The sequence below is a fragment of the Nesterenkonia salmonea genome (assembly GCF_005771525.1).
Classification (GTDB): Bacteria; Actinomycetota; Actinomycetes; order Actinomycetales; family Micrococcaceae; genus Nesterenkonia; species Nesterenkonia salmonea.
In genome coordinates this window covers 25,568-44,174 of the sequence record NZ_VAVZ01000009.1, presented here as the reverse complement: position 1 = coordinate 44,174, position 18,607 = coordinate 25,568, and the positions used below count along the sequence as shown (strand labels likewise).

Annotated in this window: 17 protein-coding genes; 11 read left to right on the top strand and 6 right to left on the bottom strand. The window is 62.6% G+C overall.

Features of this window, described 5'->3' with window-relative positions:
* Positions 1-31 precede the first annotated feature (31 nt).
* From lysS to radA, 5 genes are all read left to right on the top strand, one after another.
* A complete protein-coding gene (gene lysS / locus FEF26_RS04770; RefSeq protein ID WP_138252399.1) occupies positions 32-1,546 on the top strand; it encodes a lysine--tRNA ligase in 1,515 nt (504 codons plus the stop codon).
* Positions 1,547-1,552: 6 nt separating this feature from the next.
* Positions 1,553-1,729, top strand: a complete 177-nt coding sequence (locus FEF26_RS15670) for a hypothetical protein (RefSeq protein ID WP_166432917.1) — start codon at positions 1,553-1,555, stop codon at positions 1,727-1,729.
* Positions 1,730-1,914: 185 nt separating this feature from the next.
* Positions 1,915-2,217: a histone-like nucleoid-structuring protein Lsr2 gene (locus tag FEF26_RS04765; RefSeq protein WP_138252398.1), complete on the top strand. Its 303-nt coding sequence runs from the start codon at positions 1,915-1,917 to the stop codon at positions 2,215-2,217.
* Positions 2,218-2,371: 154 nt separating this feature from the next.
* Positions 2,372-4,891 (top strand): ATP-dependent Clp protease ATP-binding subunit, encoded by a 2,520-nt coding sequence (locus FEF26_RS04760; RefSeq protein ID WP_138252397.1) that lies wholly within the window; start codon positions 2,372-2,374, stop codon positions 4,889-4,891.
* 126 nt (positions 4,892-5,017) lie between these two features.
* Entirely contained in the window at positions 5,018-6,424 is a 1,407-nt protein-coding gene (radA, locus tag FEF26_RS04755) for a DNA repair protein RadA (protein ID WP_138252396.1), read from the top strand.
* Here the strand turns inward: radA and FEF26_RS04750 are convergent, their stop codons facing one another.
* Positions 6,425-6,859 (bottom strand): ArsR/SmtB family transcription factor, encoded by a 435-nt coding sequence (locus FEF26_RS04750; RefSeq protein ID WP_138252395.1) that lies wholly within the window; start codon positions 6,857-6,859, stop codon positions 6,425-6,427. It lies immediately after the preceding gene.
* A 117-nt stretch (positions 6,860-6,976) separates the two neighbouring features.
* Here FEF26_RS04750 and arsB point away from each other — a divergent pair, with 117 nt between their 5' ends.
* Together arsB and FEF26_RS04740 are read left to right on the top strand one after the other, a co-directional pair.
* Positions 6,977-8,098, top strand: coding sequence for an ACR3 family arsenite efflux transporter (gene arsB / locus FEF26_RS04745; RefSeq protein WP_243730413.1), 1,122 nt, complete (start codon positions 6,977-6,979; stop codon positions 8,096-8,098).
* Between the two features lie 14 nt (positions 8,099-8,112).
* Positions 8,113-8,553, top strand: a complete 441-nt coding sequence (locus FEF26_RS04740; protein ID WP_138252394.1) for an arsenate reductase ArsC — start codon at positions 8,113-8,115, stop codon at positions 8,551-8,553.
* Between the two features lie 16 nt (positions 8,554-8,569).
* Here FEF26_RS04740 and FEF26_RS04735 read toward each other — a convergent pair whose 3' ends face one another.
* From FEF26_RS04735 to FEF26_RS04725, 3 genes are all read right to left on the bottom strand, one after another.
* The gene (locus FEF26_RS04735; RefSeq protein WP_243730412.1) at positions 8,570-9,718 is read right to left on the bottom strand and encodes an FUSC family protein; all 1,149 of its coding nucleotides are present in this window, start codon (positions 9,716-9,718) and stop codon (positions 8,570-8,572) included.
* A 115-nt stretch (positions 9,719-9,833) separates the two neighbouring features.
* The gene (locus FEF26_RS04730) at positions 9,834-10,763 is read right to left on the bottom strand and encodes an HhH-GPD family protein (RefSeq protein ID WP_138252393.1); all 930 of its coding nucleotides are present in this window, start codon (positions 10,761-10,763) and stop codon (positions 9,834-9,836) included.
* Positions 10,760-11,734 (bottom strand): phosphatase PAP2 family protein, encoded by a 975-nt coding sequence (locus tag FEF26_RS04725; protein WP_166432916.1) that lies wholly within the window; start codon positions 11,732-11,734, stop codon positions 10,760-10,762. The genes FEF26_RS04730 and FEF26_RS04725 overlap by 4 nt, the downstream gene beginning before the upstream one ends.
* A 52-nt stretch (positions 11,735-11,786) precedes the next feature.
* Here FEF26_RS04725 and FEF26_RS04720 point away from each other — a divergent pair, with 52 nt between their 5' ends.
* Positions 11,787-12,839, top strand: coding sequence for an o-succinylbenzoate synthase (locus FEF26_RS04720; protein WP_138252391.1), 1,053 nt, complete (start codon positions 11,787-11,789; stop codon positions 12,837-12,839).
* Positions 12,829-14,751, top strand: a complete 1,923-nt coding sequence (gene menD / locus FEF26_RS04715) for a 2-succinyl-5-enolpyruvyl-6-hydroxy-3-cyclohexene-1-carboxylic-acid synthase (protein WP_166432915.1) — start codon at positions 12,829-12,831, stop codon at positions 14,749-14,751. Before FEF26_RS04720 ends, menD begins: the two co-directional genes overlap by 11 nt.
* 33 nt (positions 14,752-14,784) lie before the next feature.
* Here the strand turns inward: menD and FEF26_RS04710 are convergent, their stop codons facing one another.
* Complete coding sequence (locus FEF26_RS04710; protein WP_138252389.1) at positions 14,785-16,101, bottom strand: isochorismate synthase; 1,317 nt, start codon at positions 16,099-16,101, stop codon at positions 14,785-14,787.
* A gap of 65 nt (positions 16,102-16,166) precedes the next feature.
* On the opposite strand from FEF26_RS04710, the gene FEF26_RS04705 reads away from it, so the two are divergent.
* Positions 16,167-16,943, top strand: a complete 777-nt coding sequence (locus FEF26_RS04705) for a demethylmenaquinone methyltransferase (RefSeq protein WP_341805138.1) — start codon at positions 16,167-16,169, stop codon at positions 16,941-16,943.
* Positions 16,944-16,954: 11 nt separating this feature from the next.
* Entirely contained in the window at positions 16,955-18,064 is a 1,110-nt protein-coding gene (locus FEF26_RS04700) for a polyprenyl synthetase family protein (RefSeq protein ID WP_138252388.1), read from the top strand.
* On the opposite strand, the gene FEF26_RS04695 is transcribed toward FEF26_RS04700, so the two are convergent.
* Positions 18,061-18,549, bottom strand: coding sequence for an HIT family protein (locus tag FEF26_RS04695; RefSeq protein WP_138252437.1), 489 nt, complete (start codon positions 18,547-18,549; stop codon positions 18,061-18,063). The genes FEF26_RS04700 and FEF26_RS04695 overlap by 4 nt on opposite strands.
* Positions 18,550-18,607: the final 58 nt, after the last annotated feature.

Sequence of the window (18,607 nt, the reverse complement as noted above, 5' to 3'; positions counted from 1 at the left end):
CTACCTGGAGTAGAAGACGTAAACTGGCGGGGTGACTGAGCAGACTTCGACCACGACCGACATAGACACCACCGACCAGCGCGCTGTGCGCATGGACAAGCGCACACGCCTGCTGGAGCAGGGTGTGCCGGCCTACCCGGTCACAGTCGAGCGCAGCGCTTCGCTGGCGGACGTGCGCAGCCGCTTCCCCGATCTGGAGCCAGGTGCCTCTACTGGTGAGACCGTTTCGGTCACCGGACGTGTGATGTTTATTCGGAACACCGGCAAGCTCTGTTTCGCCACGCTGCAGGAGGGCGGGCCACAGGGCAGCGGCACTCGGCTGCAGGCCATGATTTCGCTGGCCGAGGTCGGTGAAGAGAGTTTGGCGCAGTGGAAGTCTGCTGTCGACCTCGGCGACCAGGTCCAGGTCACCGGCGAGGTGATCACCTCGCGTCGCGGTGAGCTCAGCGTCATGGCACGGTCGTTTGTCATCGCCTCGAAGGCGCTTCGGCCACTTCCAGTGCTGCACGCCGATCTCAACGAGGAAACCCGAGTTCGTCAGCGGTATGCAGACCTGATCGTGCGTGATGAGGCGCGCCAAATGGTCTACACACGTGCGGCTATGGTTCGCGCCATCCGTGACACCTTGCACTCGCGGGACTACGTGGAAGTTGAAACTCCCATTCTGCAGCTCATTCACGGAGGAGCGCAGGCTAGGCCGTTCCGCACTCATCTCAATGCGTTTGACCAGCCCATGACGCTGCGTATCGCGACGGAGCTCTACCTGAAGCGGGCCGTAGTGGGAGGCATTGACCGCGTCTTCGAGATCGGCCGCGTCTTCCGCAATGAAGGCGTCGACTCAACGCACTCCCCAGAGTTCACCATGCTGGAATCCTACGAAGCCTGGGGTGACATGTATGTGATGGCAGACCGTATGCAGGAGATGATCCGCAATGCTGCACAGGCCGCAGGCAAGGGCCTGAAGATTGAGACTGAGCGAGGTGTTGTTGATCTCAGCGGCGAATGGGCATGGCTCTCGGTCTACCCCGGGCTGTCGGAAGCTGTAGGCCAAGAGATCACCCCTGATACTGATGCCGGCACACTGCTGGCTGTCGCCGAGAGGCATCAGGTGAGAGTCGACCCGGCATGGGGTGCGCAGAAGCTGGTCCTTGAACTATTCGGCGAGATCGTCGAGCCGACACTGCTTCAGCCCACGTTTGTGTGCGACTATCCGCCAGCCGCCCAGCCGCTTGCCCGGCCACATCGAGAAAAGCCTGGTGTGATTGAGGCATGGGACCTCATCATTGCCGGAATGGAGACGGGCACAGCCTTCTCTGAACTTATTGACCCCGTCATTCAAAGAGAGCGTTTGGTGGCACAGGCTCATCAGGCAGCTGGCGGGGATGAAGAGGCAATGCAAGTGGACGAAGACTTTCTCCGAGCGCTGGAATATGGGGCGCCACCGATGGGTGGAATCGGTTTAGGAATCGATCGACTTGTGATGCTGTTCACTGGATCAGGTATTCGTGAAACCATACTGTTTCCTCTCCTCAAGCCGGAAAGTTGAGCCAATATGGATAATTTCTGGACGTATTTTGAAGTGCTTGCGCCATCGATAGGCGTGGGTCTGGTCTTCTGGTTGGCGATGCGGGCGATCTTCCGCGCTGACCGCAATGAGCGCGCCACTGAGGCTGCGGTGCGGCAGGAGATGAATGACACTACGAGCCGCGAGACACAAGCCCATCAGTGAACAAACCAAGATGAATTCTTGTGGGGTCTTACTGAGTTGACGGTCTTTGTTTTTCCCTGCGAGAATAGAGCTGTCGTCAGAGAATTGGTCCCTGGCCACTTATAATTATTTATCAGCCCTCAGTGTGCAGACAACAAGCACAGTTTTCGCGGGCTGTCGATACTCTGCAGTGAGGTGCATCGCTCATGGCGAAAAAAGTACAAGAAATCCTCGTTGATGATCTAGATGGATCACCGGCTAAGGAGACTGTTCACTTCGGTCTTGACAGCAGGTTTTACTCGATTGACCTGTCGGAAGAGAACGCCAAAGCGCTCCGCGACACTCTCAAGAAGTACGTTCGCAAGGCTGAGGCAGTTCCTCCCCCGTCACCTCAGAATGAGGCAAAGAAAATTCGAGAATGGGCGGTGTCCCATGGATACACCGTCGCTAAACGGGGTCGCCTTCACCGGGACATCGTCGAGGCGTATCGCAACGCCAAGAAGCGCTGACATTTTCGGGTAGGACTGACCCCCGGCGCGGGCTAGTACGAGCTCCCGCCGGGGGTCAGTCTTTTCCCTGTGGCGAACAGGTAGGTGAGTCGGCGGCAAATGGCCGTAGCCTTGGACTCTCGGAAGACAATGCTGTAGGGAGCGTCAGTTGGCTATGTTTGAGAGATTTACTGACCGCGCACGTCGCGTCGTCGTGCTGGCCCAAGAAGAGGCCCGCATGCTTAACCACAACTACATCGGCACTGAGCACATTCTGCTTGGGTTGATCCACGAAGGTGAAGGCGTCGCTGCTAAGGCGCTGGAGTCCCTGGACATCAACCTTCAGGGTGTTCGGGAGAAGGTGCAGGAGAAGATCGGACCGGGCCAGAATGCCCCGTCCGGGCACATTCCCTTCACTCCGCGCGCCAAAAAAGTGCTCGAGCTCTCACTGCGTGAAGCTCTTCAGCTGGGCCACAACTACATCGGCACAGAGCACATTCTTCTCGGATTGATCCGGGAAGGTGAGGGTGTCGCCGCTCAGGTGCTGGTGGAGATGAACGCTGACCTCAATAAGGTCCGCCAGCAGGTCATCCAGCTGCTCTCCGGCTACTCCGGAGGCGATCAGCAGGAGAAAGCTGGTGCTGGAGTCGGACAGGGCGGCGCTTCGGGAACCCCTGCAGGCTCTGTGGTGCTTGACCAGTTCGGTCGCAACCTCACTGCAGCTGCCCGTGAAGCGCAGCTGGACCCCGTGGTGGGCCGCGACTACGAACGCGAACGGGTCATGCAGGTCCTTTCCCGCAGGACCAAGAACAATCCTGTGCTCATTGGTGAGCCCGGCGTCGGCAAGACAGCCGTCGTTGAGGGCCTGGCGCAGGCAATAGTCAACGGCGATGTCCCCGAACTGCTGCGCGATAAACAGCTCTACACATTGGACCTCGGTTCATTAGTCGCAGGCTCTCGCTACCGCGGTGACTTCGAAGAGCGCCTGAAGAAGGTCCTCAAAGAGATCCGTACCCGCGGAGACATCATCCTGTTCATCGATGAGATCCACACTCTGGTGGGTGCCGGTGCAGCAGAGGGTGCAATTGACGCTGCCAATATCCTCAAGCCGCTTCTGGCGCGTGGAGAACTGCAGACCATCGGCGCGACCACGCTGGATGAGTACCGCAAGCACATCGAGAAGGATGCTGCTCTGGAACGCCGTTTCCAACCCATCCAAGTCGATGAACCCTCGGTGGAAACCACAGTGCAGATTCTGCGCGGTCTGCGTGATCGCTACGAAGCACACCACAAGGTGTCCATCACAGAAGAAGCACTGGAGCAGGCCGCCAATCTGGCGAACCGGTATATCAATGACCGGTTCCTTCCGGACAAAGCAATTGACCTCATTGATGAGGCCGGTGCGCGTCTAAGAATTCAGAAAATGACTCCTCCACCGGAGTTGAAGGAATTCGACGGCAAAATCGAAGAGGTCAAGCGGGAGAAGGAAGCCGCCATTGACGCTCAGGACTTCGAAGGTGCTGCCCAGTTCCGCGACAAAGAGCAGAAGCTCGTCGAAGAGCGTGCCCAGAAAGAAGAAACCTGGAAATCTCGGTCAATGGATGAGATCGCTGAAGTTGACGGTGATTTGATCGCCGAAGTCCTCGCCTTCTCGACCGGTATACCCGTCTTCAAGCTCACCGAGGCGGAATCCGACCGGCTCAAGCGCATGGAAGAGGAGCTGCACAAGCGGGTCATCGGCCAGGATGAGGCTGTGAAGTCCCTCTCACGCGCTATTCGCCGGACCCGCGCAGGTCTGAAGGACCCCAACCGTCCCTCGGGCTCATTCATCTTCGCCGGTCCTACCGGTGTCGGCAAGACAGAGCTGGCCAAAGCGCTGGCAGAGTTCTTGTTCGGTGATGAAGAGGCCATGATCACTCTGGACATGTCGGAGTTCAGCGAGAAGCACACAGTCTCGAGGCTCTTTGGTGCGCCCCCAGGGTATGTGGGCTATGAGGAGGGTGGTCAGCTGACGGAGAAGGTGCGGCGTCGTCCTTTCTCGGTTGTGCTCTTCGACGAAGTCGAGAAAGCACACGCTGATTTGTTCAATTCACTGCTGCAAATCCTTGAAGATGGTCGGCTCACCGACTCCCAGGGTCGGGTAGTCGACTTCAAGAACACCGTCATCATCATGACCACCAACCTCGGGACCGGTGAGATCTCCAAGGGTGTGACAACAGGCTTCACGTCCACCTCGGACACCGCAACCAACTACGAGCGGATGAAGGGCAAGGTCAGCCAGGAGCTGCGCCAGCACTTCCGCCCCGAGTTCCTCAACCGTGTAGACGACACCATCGTCTTCCCGCAGCTGGAACAGCAGGAGATCGTCAAGATTGTCGACCTGTTCATGGACCGGCTGCGCAAGCGGTTGGCAGAGCAGGCAATGACCGTGGAAATCACCCAGGAAGCACGCGAATTCCTGGCCGACCGCGGCTACGATCCCGCCATGGGCGCGCGACCATTGCGCCGGGCGATCCAGTCCATGATTGAGGACCAGCTCTCAGAGCGGATTCTCTACGGTGAGATACCGCACGGTTCGGAGATCAGCATTGCGGTGAAGGGCACTGGCCCCGACCGTGAGCTGACTTTCGACTGGAGTATGCCGACTGACCACCAGCTGGAGGCAGCCGAAGAACCGGCAGCTATCGAAAGCTGAGCAGCACCAAAGCGAACGGGCCGGGCCTGGCCACACAGAGTGTGACCGGGCCCGGCCTTTCTCATGCCCGGACTTCTTACGCCCACGGCGCCTGAGGAGTCCGGGGGAAAGGATAACGTGGAGCGCATGGCGAAGAACAAGTCCTCGGCGGGGTTCGAGTGCTCAGAGTGCGGCTGGCAGACCGTTAAGTGGGTCGGGCGGTGCGCTGAGTGCCAATCCTGGGGAACCGTCGTGGAGAAGGGCCAGACGAAGGCTCGCACGGGCCCCTCGCGCTCGCTGACCGCACCGGCGAGGACCATTGCGGAGGTGGACTCCTCCGTGGCTGAGTTCCGGCCGACCGGGATCGGGGAATTGGACCGAGTGCTGGGCGGAGGGCTGGTACCAGGCGCAGTCATTCTGATGGCGGGGGAGCCTGGCGTGGGAAAGTCCACGCTTCTGCTGCAAGCAGCCGCGGATGTGGCGCGCAAACACACCTCCCAACCGGTGCTCTATCTCACAGGTGAGGAATCGGCTGCCCAAGTGAAGAAGCGCGCAGAGCGGATCGGTGCTGTGGCGGACGGGCTCTACCTGGCAGCCGAAGCTGACCTGGGTCAAGCGTTGGGGCAAATTGAAGAGACTGGCGCCGAACAGGGCGGCCCCCAGCTGACCATCATGGACTCTGTCCAGACGCTCTCGTCGGCCGAAGTCGACGGCGCAGCCGGTGGGGTCACCCAAATCCGTGAAGTGACAGCCGCCATGATCGAGTCCGCCAAGCGGCGCAATATGACGACTATTCTGGTCGGCCACGTCACCAAAGAGGGAAACATTGCCGGGCCGCGAATGTTAGAACACCTTGTGGATGTCGTGTGCCAGTTCGAAGGGGAGCGGCACTCGCGGCTTCGCCTGCTTCGAGCTGGGAAGAACCGCTACGGACCGACTGACGATGTAGGCTGCTTTGACCTCACCGAGGACGGTTTGGTGTCTCTGGCAGACCCCAGTGGGCTCTTCGTCTCCGCGATGACCGAACGGGTACCAGGAACCTGCATCACCATTACGCTGGAAGGCCGCCGGCCGCTTACTGCGGAGGTGCAGGCTCTGGTGGCAGAGTCCCAGGCCGCACAGCCGCGCAGAGCAGTCTCAGGGCTGGATTCTCCTCGGGTCTCGATGCTCTTGGCCGTGCTGCAGCGGCGGGCCAAGCTCGCCACATTGATGAAGTCCGAAATCTACGTGGCCACGGTGGGCGGGGTGAAGATCACCGAACCAGCGGCAGATTTGGCAGTGGCCCTAGCGGTGGCCTCTGCGACCCTGGAGAAACCGCTGCCCAACAGGTTCCTCGCCTTTGGGGAGGTCGGTCTTGCGGGAGAGGTCAGGCCGGTGCAGGGGCTCAGTAGGCGCCTGCAGGAGGCTCAGCGGCTCGGCTTCACGCACGCCATCGTTCCCCGAACTCCAGAAAGCAAGGGCTCTGCAGAGAAAAAGAATATCCCTGAGGGTATGACGGTCCGTGAGGTGGGATCCTTGGCGGAAGCGCTGAGCCTAGTACTGGGAGAGAAATAGTCAGGCGTTGTGCTCAGGAGCAGACTCAGCAGAGGCTGCTGGGTTCATCAGGCCTCCCAGGGCGGACTCAGAGCACAGATCACCGCAGAGCCCTCCCAGGGCGCCGGGGACCACTGAGTAGTAGGACCACGTTCCGCGTTTCTCTCTGGTGAGGAACCCAGCATCAACCAGAATCTTCAGGTGGTGGGAGACGGTGGGCTGCCCGAGGTTCAACGGCTCGGTGAGATCGCAGACGCACGCCTCGGCAGACTCTCCGCCAGCGATGGTGGCCAGCAGCATCAGGCGGTTGGCATCACCGAGAGCCTTGAACCTGATCGCAAGGTCTGCCGCAGCTTCGGCCTGAAGTTCAGCGGCGCCAGGGGGCGGGGCGCAGCACTCTTCCGCGACCGGGGCAGGAGTCGCCGAAGAGTCCGGGAGCGTCGCGGTTAATGTCATCAGGCGGCCCTTTCTTGCATCACAACTGCTAGATTGACATGTATCGATGTAGTGAAGAATACTCGTTATATCGACAGTTGTCGATGATGCTCATGCACTCTCAACGATAAGGCACTCGTGACGACTTCTGAGGCTCCAGATACAGGCGCTGTCATTCAAAAGCTTTCCCTGTTGGACAAATTCCTGCCGCTGTGGATTCTCGGCGCGATGGGTTTCGGGCTTCTTCTCGGCGCAGCGCTACCTGTCTTCGGTGAGGCCCTGGAGTCAGTCAAGATCGCTGGCGTCTCCGTACCGATCGCCATAGGCCTGCTGGTGATGATGTATCCCGTGCTCGCCAAGGTCCGGTACAACGAGACAGGGCGAGTGATCTCAGACAAACGCCTCATCATCACATCCTTGGTGATCAATTGGCTGCTCGCGCCTGCTTTTATGTTCGCCCTGGCCTGGATCTTCCTCCCCGATCTTCCTGAGTACCGCACGGGTCTGATCATCGTGGGTCTGGCCCGATGCATCGCCATGGTGCTCATCTGGAATGACTTAGCCTGCGGAGACCGTGAAGCCGCCGCCGTCCTGGTAGCGATCAACTCCGTGTTCCAGGTGTTCATGTTCGGGCTCCTCGGATGGTTCTACCTGCAGCTCCTGCCAAGCTGGTTGGGGCTGGAAACCACCAGCACAGACTTCTCCATATGGGCGATCACCATCTCAGTGCTCGTCTTCCTCGGCATCCCGCTGCTGGCCGGATTCCTTACTCGTACCATCGGTGAGGCACGGATGGGCCGGGCCGCCTATGAAAACAAGGTACTGCCCGTCATCGGGCCATGGGCGCTCTACGGGCTGCTGTTCACCATTGTGGTGCTCTTCGCCCTTCAAGGTGACCAAGTCCTCAGTCAACCGCTGGATGTGGTCCGGATCGCTGTGCCACTGCTGATCTACTTTGTTGTCACCTTCGCCGCATCCATGGTGATCGGGTGGATCCTCCGCATGGGCTACGAACGCTCCACCACTTTGAGTTTCACCGCTGCAGGGAACAACTTCGAGCTGGCAATCGCAGTCTCCATCGCGACATTCGGTGCCGCCAGCGGTCAAGCTCTCGCCGGCGTCGTCGGGCCGCTCATTGAAGTCCCCGTCCTGGTCGGTCTGGTCTATGTGGCCCTGTGGGCGCGGAAGTTCTTCCGCGGAAGAGCTATGCCCATCAGCGCCCCGCCTGCTCGCGCCTCAGCTGCAACCACAACCCGCTAAGAAAGGTCCCCCCGATGTCTAGCCCCTCCACTGTGGAAAACCATCAGCACTCCGAATCCACCCCGCCTGCTGTGACGTTCGTCTGTGTCCACAACGCAGGCCGTTCCCAGATGGCCGCAGGGTTCCTCAGGGAGCTCTCAGCTGGCGGCTTGGTCGTCTACTCCGGCGGCACCAAGCCGGCCGATCAGCTCAACCCGGTAGCAGTGGAAGCCATGGCAGAGGTCGGGATCGACATAGCGGCGCAGTCCACCAATGAACTCACTGCTGACATGCTCCAGGAATCGGACGCCGTCATCACCATGGGTTGCGGTGACGACTGCCCCTACTACCCGGGGAAACGCTACGAGGACTGGCCGCTGGAGGATCCTGCGGGCAAGGACCTCGAAGCTGTACGCGCTATCCGGGATGACATCAAAGCCCGTGTGGAAGGTCTGCTGGCCTCCCTCACCAGCTGAACTCCGCAGTTTGCTCTTACAGGTCAGGCAAGTAGGTGAGGGCGTCGTCGTGCTCATATCCGGAGGCCTCAAGAAGGTCCACCACCATAGTGCGCACCAGCAGGACCAGAGCCTCACCTTCGAGGTCGTGAATGTCCAGCCGTTGCGGGTGGAGGCCGGTCGCAACAGCGGCCAGTGAGTCCCGGGCGGTGTTCATCCACCGGTCAAAACCCGGACCGGTCTCGCTGGCAGCCTGACCCAATTGAGCCGAAGCATCGGCCAGCTGCTCAATCACACCTGCCAGCTCGAGAGTGCCTGCATCGGAAAGCTTGGCGTGATCGATAGTGCTCACAGCGCGGCGGGTCATCAGGCGCAGACTCCGCACCGCCAGGTCCAGCTTCTCCGCCGTGTGCTCAATGCGGCGGACGTAGTGCCGGTGCCGACGATGGGCGGGGGAGTAATGCGTCAATTCCTTGGCCGCCGAAAGGGCCTTAGAGGTTTCGTCCACCTGAGACTGCAACCCACGCGCACGAATCAGCGCATGCCACGCCTGCCGGGAGTCAGAGGAGCGCAGAGCGGCTGCAGTCTCCCGCAGCGAAAGTGTGAACTCCTCAGCGACTCGACGCAGTTCCCGGACCGGTTCGCCCCGCGGATCCTTCGGTGTCAGTAAGGTGACCAGCAAGGCTGTGGTGCCGCCGACCACCGCATCCACCGAGCGGGTAAACGGGCCCAGAGCGGCATCTGCAGGCACCGGGACCATGACCACAAGCAACGCCTGCAGGCCCATCTGCATCGCGAACACGGAACCGGAGTCGAGGAATCGGGCCAGCATGACTGCTGCGAACACCGCCAGAACTGCGGTCAGGATGCCGGTTCCCAGGCCGAGAACCAGCATGTCAGCAAGCAGCACACCCAACGTGCAGCCAATGGCGACTTCCAGGACCTTGCGCAGCCGGGGCTCCTTGGTGAACCCCATGGCGATGAGGGCCGCCACCGCAGCGAACAGCGGGGTTTCATGGCCCAGTACCTGCTCAGAGATCACGTAGGCGCCCACACCGGCGACTGTCATCTGCAACGCAGGCAGCACCGAGCGCTTGGAACGGACCGCCCCAGCCCGAGCCCGATTGGCAGCCACCCGGCGCGTGGACCTCAGCGCACGCCGCAGGTGCTCAAAAAATGTCCTCACACCAGAAGTCTAGAACTCCAGGGCAGCGTGTGAGCACGCCTTCCCAGCCAAAGAGTGTCTCGGAATCGGGGAAAGTACGGGCCTGAGAGGGATCGTTCCCCACATTCTGAGACACTCAACACATTGGGTGGGCTCCCGGCAGGGCTATCCGGGCCTCCCGCTGTTCTGCGAGTCCGTCAGCCAGGAGCGATTCCAGGCAGCGTTGCCGCTGATCGAGATCCGCGGACGGCAAGGGTAGACCGTAGAGCAGGTCATCACGTGCAGTGGTCCCACCGGTGCGCAGCGCGGCCATAATGGCACCGCGCACCTGACGGTCCGTCCCAACCCAGCTCTGGCCCCGGGTCTTCTGCTCCTCAGTGGGCGGAGGTGAGCCGGCGAGCCGCCATGCGCAGAGCTTAGCGACCGGGCACGCAGAGCATGCGGGGGATCGTGCCGTGCAGATCAGCGCTCCGAGCTCCATGGCTGCGATGTTCCAGGTGCAGGCCAGCTGGCCGCCATCAGCCTGCGGGTCAGGGAACACGTCGCGGGCCAGTCTGCGCTGCTCGGCGGTGAACGTCTTTCCAGGAAGCGCCTGTCCGGAAAAGATCCGGGCGTGCACCCGTCGAATATTGGTGTCGACCACCACCTCAGGCTGGTCAAACGCAAAGCAGGCCACAGCGGCGGCGGTGTACTCGCCCACACCAGGCAGAGCGCGCAGCTGATCCACATCCTGCGGCACCTGCCCGCCGTGGCGCTCCACGATCGCCACAGCGGCCTGCTGAAGGCGCAGCGCTCGCCGCGGGTAGCCCAGCCGGTCCCACACGGTGAGAATCTCTGCCAGTGGGGCCTGGGCCGTATCAGCAGGCTCGGGCCAGCGGCGCATCCACTCTTCCCAACGCGGCAGCACCCGGGCCACCGGAGTCTGCTGAAGCATGGTTTCGGAAACCAGCACGCCCCAGGCAGAGCAGTCCTCTCGGCGCCAAGGAAGATCACGCGCTGCCCGGTGGTACCAGGAGGTCAGCGTGTGGTGGACTGGCTCAGGGGATAATGCGGTACGGGCCGTCATACGCGGTCGTAAAGCTGGCGTAGCTCAGGAGGGATCGGGTACACCACACGGGTTCCATGTGCAGCAGGCACATCCGCCCCTCGCATCCGTCGGCCAGTCTCTGCGCCGAAGAAGTTGATACCCACCGCGGCGGTGAGCATAGCCGGTCCGAACGACAGCAGGGTGCCCGCAGCCCAGGCCCACAGGGTGGGTTCTGCGACGGACCGCTCGAGTCCGGTCCACCCACCGGCGAAGACCAAGCACAGCATCCCGCCTACCGTGAGAACGATCCCCAGGAACCAACACACCCCGGCTGCCGGGGCCACCTCAGGCTCAGCGTCCGCGATCACCGTGTTGTCCCGCGGTGCGGCACGGAAGATCAGCCAGCCGCCCACCAGGCCCCATGCCGCCGCTACCAGATAGGCGGCGATCATATCGGAGGGTCGATGCCAGGCCTCAATGAACAGGTAGGCACCCCAACTTCCGCCCCAGAGCGCGCCCAGCACGCCAATAGCTGGCCGAGCTTTGGGGCTGGCGACCAGGAACACCGCAACAACAATCGAGGCGGCCATCGTGGTGTGCCCGCTAGGCAACGAATTGTTGATCCAGTACGTGGGGTTGTCCGTCAAGTCCGGCCGGTCCAACATCCCGTACTTCAGAACCTGGGTGGAGATATTGGCCGCGAGCACAGTCCCGACCGCGATCAGGCCCGCCAGGTACTTCCGACCTGCGAGCACGATGACAGCGAAGAGCACAGCTGGGGGAGCCATGATGAACACCGCAATCCACCGGTTCTGCGGATTCAGGAAGGGCAGCGGGTGATCAAAGTGGTCCGCGGTCATCCGCATCACATTGTCGAGGAACTGGCCGGACTCGGTGCGGACGAAGTATTCGTACACGACCAGGAACAGCACCCCCGTCACCACGAGCGCGGCAATCCACAGGCCAGTGCGACGAGCGGGCGCGCGCAGCGCAGACGAGGATGAAGGCATAGACCTATTCTTCCAGCTCGTCCTGTGAACTTGCGAACATAGACTTGAGGCTGTGCCACAACACCAGCTTCCGGAGCGCGCAGAGCTGCTCGACGCCGCCGTCATCGTCTCTGTGCCTATGCGCACCCGGTTCCGAGGCCAAACCCGTCGCGAGGTCATGCTGCTCCGTGGCCCTGCCGGGTGGGCTGAGTTCGGGCCGTTCCCCGAATATGGCCCTCGGGAGAGCTCCCACTGGCTGCAGGCGGCAGTCCATGCGGCATGGTCTGGGTTGGGCTCCCCGGTCCGCGAGCAGGTGCCCGTCAACGCCACCGTCCCCGCCATAGGGCCCGCCGAGGTGGAGGGCGTCCTGACACGATACGGCGACCTGGACTCCATCCCCGCAGTGAAGATCAAGGTCGCTGAACCGGGAGAGACCGGAGAGGACGACGCCGCCCGCGTCGCCGAGGTCTGCCGGCTGCTCCCACACGCGGGGATCCGAGTAGACGCCAATGGGGCCTGGAGCATCGCTGAGGCGGTGACCCACCTGTCAGCCATCGCGGAGATCGCCGGGGAGGCATTCGAGTACGCCGAACAACCAGTCGCCGGAATCGAACCCTTGGCCGACCTGCGTGAACAGCTCCACAGCCGGGGGCTGCCGATCCGGATCGCCGCCGATGAAGCGGTGCGCAAAGCGGAAGACCCGTTCCGGGTGGCCGCGCTGGGCGCCGCAGACCTCCTGGTGGTGAAAGTCCCGCCACTGGGCGGCGTCGGACGAGCCCTCGATATTGTCACTCGATCCGGACTGCCCGCAGTGGTCTCCTCAGCACTGGACACCTCAGTCGGCCTCACAGCAGGACTCGCCCTGGCGGCACAGCTGCCCGCTCTGCCCTATGCCTGCGGCCTGGGAACCGTCAGCCTCTTCGACGCAGAAGTGGTCGCAGAACCGCTCATTCCGCACGGCGGCGTGATCCAGGTGCCCGTGGCACAAGACCCAGCAGGCGGCGTCGTCGTGCGCTCACCAGACCCGGTACCAGCCCTGGTGCAGCAGCACCGGGTCACCGGAGCGCGCGAGGCGTGGTGGTTCGACCGGCTCACAGCCGCCTACGATGTACTCCATGGCAGCTGAGAGGGGTCCGTTCCGGGAGTTCGACGATTCCCACGACGCCGAATCGCTCAGACTGGCCCGCCGGGTCCTGCGCGGCATGGCCCTGAACATGCGCCATATGGTGATAGCCCCCGGATCGCGCTCAGCCCCACTGGCCTACGCCCTCGCCGAGGCGGAGCAGCTGGGCGCCTTCACCCTGCACGTGCGGACAGATGAGCGTTCCGCGGCGTTCACCGCCCTCGGGATCGCACTGTCTACAGGGGAACCAGCCGGGGTGGTCACCACCTCAGGCACAGCAGCCGGGAACCTCCTGCCAGCAGTGATGGAAGCTGACATGTCCGGGGTTCCGCTGGTGGTCATCACCGCGGACCGGCCTGAGCGTATGCACGGCACTGGCTCGAACCAGACCGTGTGGCAGCAGGGCATGTTCACTGGAAGGGTTCGCGATGAGCTTCACCTTGAGCAGTCGGACATCCACGATTCAAGCTTGCGCCTGGAGCCGGTCTCCCGTGACGACATGCTCGCCGCCGAGACGCAGGTGGCCCTCCTGCTCCGAGCTGCCACCACGGTGAACTCCCGATCCGCCGCAGGCCCGGTCCACCTCAACATCGGGTTCGCCGACCCGTTGGTTCCTGCAGAACTGCCAGGCAACGCTGGAACGCAGCGCTGGGCGCGCAAAGGGGTGATCCCGCCCAGCGAACGCGCACGCCTCTACCGTGCGGCAGCAGCTGGTGCCGGGAAAGAAACCGCACAGAAGGTCCCCTGGCTCGCCGAACCAGTGGAGGCAGAGACAAACCATGAGGTGACCGCAGCTGGGGATCCTGCTGTCGAGGAACCAGGCCGTGTGCTGTTCGTCATGGGAGATCAGGCCCCTCAGGAAGCCATCGAGTTCGCCAGCCGACTGGGTCACCCCATGCTCGCAGAACCGACCTCCGGGGCCCGCTGGACTGACCTGACACCCGTGCAGGGGTACCGGCTGTTGCTGCAGTCTCCGCCCGGGTCACGTGCCGCTGAGCTGACCGCCGCAGTGGAGCGGGTAGTGGTGGCGGGGCGGCCCACACTGACCAGGCCAGTGCAGAAGCTGATTTCCCGGGAAGACATCCAGGTGGTTCAGTACGAGCCCCGCGCCAGCCCCTGGCACGATGCACGGCTCGCCCGCCGGATCATCACCGGCCACCAGGAGCTTGCAGACTTTGCCGGACGCCCTGGGACCGCCTGGTCCCGCGCCTGGGAGGAGGAAGGGCTGAAGGCACAGAGCATCATTGACACTGTGCTGCGTGAAGACGACGACGCCGCGGGGGGCCTCAGCTCGGTCCGCGCAGCCCAGTTCGTGGCTGAGACAGTCAGGACGCCACTTATGCTCGGGTCATCCTCAGTGATCAGAGACGTGGACCTGGCAGCTGCCCTGACTCGGTCGCTGCCCGGCATGACCGGCAGCTCCGTCACCTCACGTTCGATCCACGCACTACGTGGAGTATCTGGGATTGACGGTAACCTCTCAGCCGCCTCTGGTGTGGCACTCGCGGCGGGTCAGCGAGTGACCGCCCTGGTCGGAGACCTGACCTTTCTCCATGACGCCAACTCTTTGCTTATCCCCTCCACCGAACAGGCGCCCCACCTGGACATTGTGGTGATTAACGATGCCGGTGGCGCGATCTTCGATCAATTGGAGCACGGTGAAGTGGGACGCCGTGCTGGCCAGGCCAAGACTGTGGAAAGGCTCTTCGGCACTCCCCAAACAGTGGACATTGAAGCGCTCGCAGACGCCTACCAGCACGAGTACTTCTTCACCGAGGATTTGGAGGAGCTTGGTCGGGCACTGTCCTACCCGGATGATCGGGTGGGCATTCGCATTATCGAGCTGCGGACTGACCGGACCCGGCTCCGAGACCTTCACGCCAAACTGCTGCAGGCCCTGACACCTTCACGCTGAGCCCAGGCGGCCTGCCGCAGGACACCGCACTGATCAGGGGTCGAGCCCCAGCGCCCACAGCATGGGTTTGAGCTTGACCTTGGTTTCGGCCAGTTCTGACTCGGGCTCCGAACCGGCCACCACTCCGCAGCCGGCGAAGATGCGCAGTCGCCGACCACCGGCCGGGGTGACGTCATCTTCGAACACTCCGCCGCGCAGGGCGATGCCGAAGTCGGCGTTTCCCTCCGCGTCCATCCAACCCACTGGCCCGGCGTAGGGGCCACGGTCCATACCCTCCAACTGGGCGATGAGGTCAGCGGCCGTCGTCGTCGGGGTTCCACACACTGCGGCTGTCGGGTGCGCAGCTTCTGCCACCTTCAGAGGACTGGGCAGGCGGCCTGAGGAATCTGCTGCCAATTTTCCTGAGATGTCGCTGGCCAGGTGATACACATTGGGCAGCTGCAGCACACTGGGCTCGGTCGGTGACTGCAGAGTGTCCGTGATGGGGCGGAGCTGTTCGAGCAGGGAGGTCACGGCCAGATCGTGCTCGCGGTGCTGTTTGGCGTCGCGGACCAGAGTCGAGGTGCGCTGGGCCCTGTCAATGGTGCCTGCGAGGACCCGCGAGGACAGCTGAGTGCCGCGCAATCGGACCAGCATTTCCGGTGTGGCGCCGAGCAGAGTCTGCGGGACCCCGGGCCCCGCGCCCACACAGTAGGTCCACGTCTGGGGGTATTCGGTGGCGAGCCGAGACAACAGCGTGCCGATGGGCACTGGTGCCTCGGCGGTCACCAGCACATCCCGGGCCAGCACGAGCTTGTCGACGGTTCCGTCGTGAATCGCCGACAATCCTGCGGCGATCGCGCTCAGGTACTGGCGTTCGGATTGGATACCCGGCAGCAGCCGCGCTTCCGATAGATCCGCGGCAGGGGCGGGGTGCGTAGCGCGGAGTCCACCTGTAGGCTCCAGCCAAAGGCCGTGCCGGTCAAGGACCTGCGCATCCGGTTCTGGGCGGTCGGTGATGAGTAGAAGGGTGGTTTTTCCACCTTCCCGACGGATGAGAACTTCAGGCACCAGAAGCTGTGAAGCAGACTCGGAGTCCTTGGAAAACGCTACTGAGACCAACGCCACAGGTCCGTGACCGCTCTCCCCAGCTGCCCGTGATTCGATCAGCGAATCCCAAAACACGGAGAGCGAGTCAAAACGGCCCTGCCCAGTAGCTGTGGTGCTTGCCGCAATGCCAAGACCAATCATGCCTTCGCCGCCGCGGATCCAGGTGCCGGAAGGGTTGAGGTGGGGAAGCAGCGCCACCAGTCCGCCAGGAAGGTCTACGTCGCGCGCAGTGATGTGGAGGCTGGGCGGCGCTGAGATCATGGCTCACCCATCTTACGCGGCCCACCAGGGGAACGCTGTGCCCCGGCTCATGGGAGAATACTGGGGTGAATCGCCGCGCTGGGAACCGAGCCGACCTTGACAAGAGGCCACATGACGTCGCCTCCATGTTTGATCAGGTCGCTGAACGTTACGACCTCACCAATGACGTCATCTCTTTGGGGCAGGACAGGAGATGGCGGCGGAAGCTCACTACGGCTCTAGACCTCCAACCAGGCGAGTTTGTGCTGGATTTGGCGGCAGGCACGGGCGAATCGACTCTCCCGTTTCATCGCGCCGGAGCGACCGCGGTGGCCTGTGACTTCTCCCTCGGCATGCTGCAGGTAGGCAAGCGCAGGCACCCGGAGCTGACCTTCGTGGCAGGGGACGGCATGAATCTGCCCTTCGCCGATGACAGCTTCGATGCGGTGACGATCAGCTTCGGGTTGCGTAATATTACTGACACTTCTGTGGCGCTGAGCGAAATGCTCCGCGTGACAAAACCTGGCGGACGCTTGGCGGTCATGGAGTTCTCCGACCCCACGTACAGGCCATTCAACGTCATCTACAACGAGTACCTCATGCGGGCTCTTCCTCCGGTGGCCCGCGCCGTATCCTCCAATCCGGAGGCCTATGTCTACTTGGCGGAGTCCATCCGCGCCTGGCCCGATCAGGACGCCCTAGCAGCGCTGATCGACGCCGCCGGCTGGTCACAGGTGGAGTACCGGAACCTCAGTGGCGGGATCGTAGCCATCCACCGTGCCTTCAAGCCCCACCAGAGCAGCTCCCGCATTTCCCACAGTGCGGAGCTCTCTGGCGAGGGTGCACCCGACCGGAAGGGCTAGGCTTAAGCCCAATGACCGAATCACGAGCCTCAGGTGCGAGCACCGGCGCCGCAGCAGCCGAGCAGACGGTGCACGCCGCTGACCTTCCGCAGGACAAAACCGACCCAGTGAACATCGAGCTTCCGGCAGGCTTCGATGTTCTCGCCGACGATGAGCAGCTCACGGCGCAGGTCACTGAATCCCTTGATGCCGTGGAAGAGCAGCTCCTGGCGGCACTGTCCAGCACTGATGAGCTGGCCAACTCTGCTGCGCGGTACCTGGCTGAAGCTGGCGGCAAGCGGGTCAGGCCGCTTCTGACCATCCTGACTTCCCTCTTGGGAGATGGCGTGGATGACCGGGTGCTCAGGGCCGCTATGGTGATGGAAATGACTCACCTGGCGACTCTCTATCACGACGACGTCATGGACTCCGCGCCGCTGCGCCGGGGAGCTCCCAGCGCCCACGTTGTCTGGGGGAACTCCGTGGCGATCCTCACCGGAGACCTTATTCTGGCCCGAGCTTCACAGCTGATGACTGAGCTCGGCGACGACGGGCCCCGGATCCAGGCGGAGACCTTTGAACGCCTGGTCATGGGCCAGCTGAAGGAAACCGTGGGCCCACGCGGTGGTGAAGACCCCTACGACCACTACCTGGGCGTCATCGCCAATAAGACCGGGTCCCTGGTGGCGGCCGCGGCGCAGCTGGGTGCCTACTACGGGCGCACAGACCCCGAACTGTCCCAGATGCTGCAGACCTATGGTGAAGCCGTAGGAATTGCGTTCCAGCTAGCTGATGATGTCATTGACCTCACTGCCGACGGCGTCTCATCAGGAAAAGCCCCTGGAACGGATCTTCGGGAGCAGGTGCCCACACTTCCGGTGCTGCTGCTGCGCCGTGCCGCTCAGAACAACGACGACGCCGCCCACGCCGCTCTGGAGCTCCTAGAGCGAGACTTGAGCGGGGACGCTGAGTTGGCGGAGGCAGTCCAGGCTGTGGTGTCGCATCCGGTGACGGAGGAGGCTTGGGCTGTTGCCCGGAGCTGGTCCACCAGGGCCAAGGACGCGATCTCACCCCTGCCCGAGTCGACGGTGAAGGCCGCGCTGCTGAGTTTCGCAGACGCCGTCGTCGACCGCGAAGGCTAGCTCTGTTCCAGGACTTTCTCAAGGGCGGGTTTGAGTTCCCGGGCCAGCTGCGCCCGGTATCCAACCTCCAGCGGATGCCGGATCTGCCGGTAGAGCAGATCGTCGCCATAGCGCGGGAAAACGTGCAGGTGGTAGTGCCATACGTGTTGGTTTCCCGCCGGCTCATTGTGCTGCCTCACGGAGGTGCCCTCAGGGCCCCAGGCACGTTTGATGGCCAGCGCCACATGTCGGGAGAAAATGCTGATCTTGGCTAGCAGATCGTCCTCGAGGTCATAGAGCGCCTCTCGGTGAGCGGTCGGGATGATCATGGCGTGCCCGGCATGTGGGCCGAATCCGTCACAGGCGATGAACACCAGAAGGTCCTCATCCTGATACACCAGGTCACTCAATTCACAGCGGTTCCCGGGATCGGATACGTCGCCGGCAGCGAACTGGCAGAAAGGGCAGATATAGCCTTCTGGTGCGTGAGATTCCCACTGGACCACCGCGTCGTCGTACGTATCCTGTCCGGGAGTGTGCTCCGCTGTGAAGCGTGAGGACTGC

What these genes read in the sequence shown, in the direction of transcription:
- FEF26_RS15670 (WP_166432917.1), top strand. Translation starts at nt 1,553, where the DNA reads ATGGATAATTTCTGGACGTATTTTGAAGTGCTTGCGCCATCGATAGGC.
- FEF26_RS04765 (WP_138252398.1), top strand. Translation starts at nt 1,915, where the DNA reads ATGGCGAAAAAAGTACAAGAAATCCTCGTTGATGATCTAGATGGATCA.
- FEF26_RS04760 (WP_138252397.1), top strand. Translation starts at nt 2,372, where the DNA reads ATGTTTGAGAGATTTACTGACCGCGCACGTCGCGTCGTCGTGCTGGCC.
- radA (WP_138252396.1), top strand. Translation starts at nt 5,018, where the DNA reads ATGGCGAAGAACAAGTCCTCGGCGGGGTTCGAGTGCTCAGAGTGCGGC.
- FEF26_RS04750 (WP_138252395.1), bottom strand. Translation starts at nt 6,859, where the DNA reads ATGACATTAACCGCGACGCTCCCGGACTCTTCGGCGACTCCTGCCCCG.
- FEF26_RS04740 (WP_138252394.1), top strand. Translation starts at nt 8,113, where the DNA reads ATGTCTAGCCCCTCCACTGTGGAAAACCATCAGCACTCCGAATCCACC.
- FEF26_RS04730 (WP_138252393.1), bottom strand. Translation starts at nt 10,763, where the DNA reads ATGACGGCCCGTACCGCATTATCCCCTGAGCCAGTCCACCACACGCTG.
- FEF26_RS04725 (WP_166432916.1), bottom strand. Translation starts at nt 11,734, where the DNA reads ATGCCTTCATCCTCGTCTGCGCTGCGCGCGCCCGCTCGTCGCACTGGC.
- menD (WP_166432915.1), top strand. Translation starts at nt 12,829, where the DNA reads ATGGCAGCTGAGAGGGGTCCGTTCCGGGAGTTCGACGATTCCCACGAC.
- FEF26_RS04710 (WP_138252389.1), bottom strand. Translation starts at nt 16,101, where the DNA reads ATGATCTCAGCGCCGCCCAGCCTCCACATCACTGCGCGCGACGTAGAC.
- FEF26_RS04700 (WP_138252388.1), top strand. Translation starts at nt 16,955, where the DNA reads ATGACCGAATCACGAGCCTCAGGTGCGAGCACCGGCGCCGCAGCAGCC.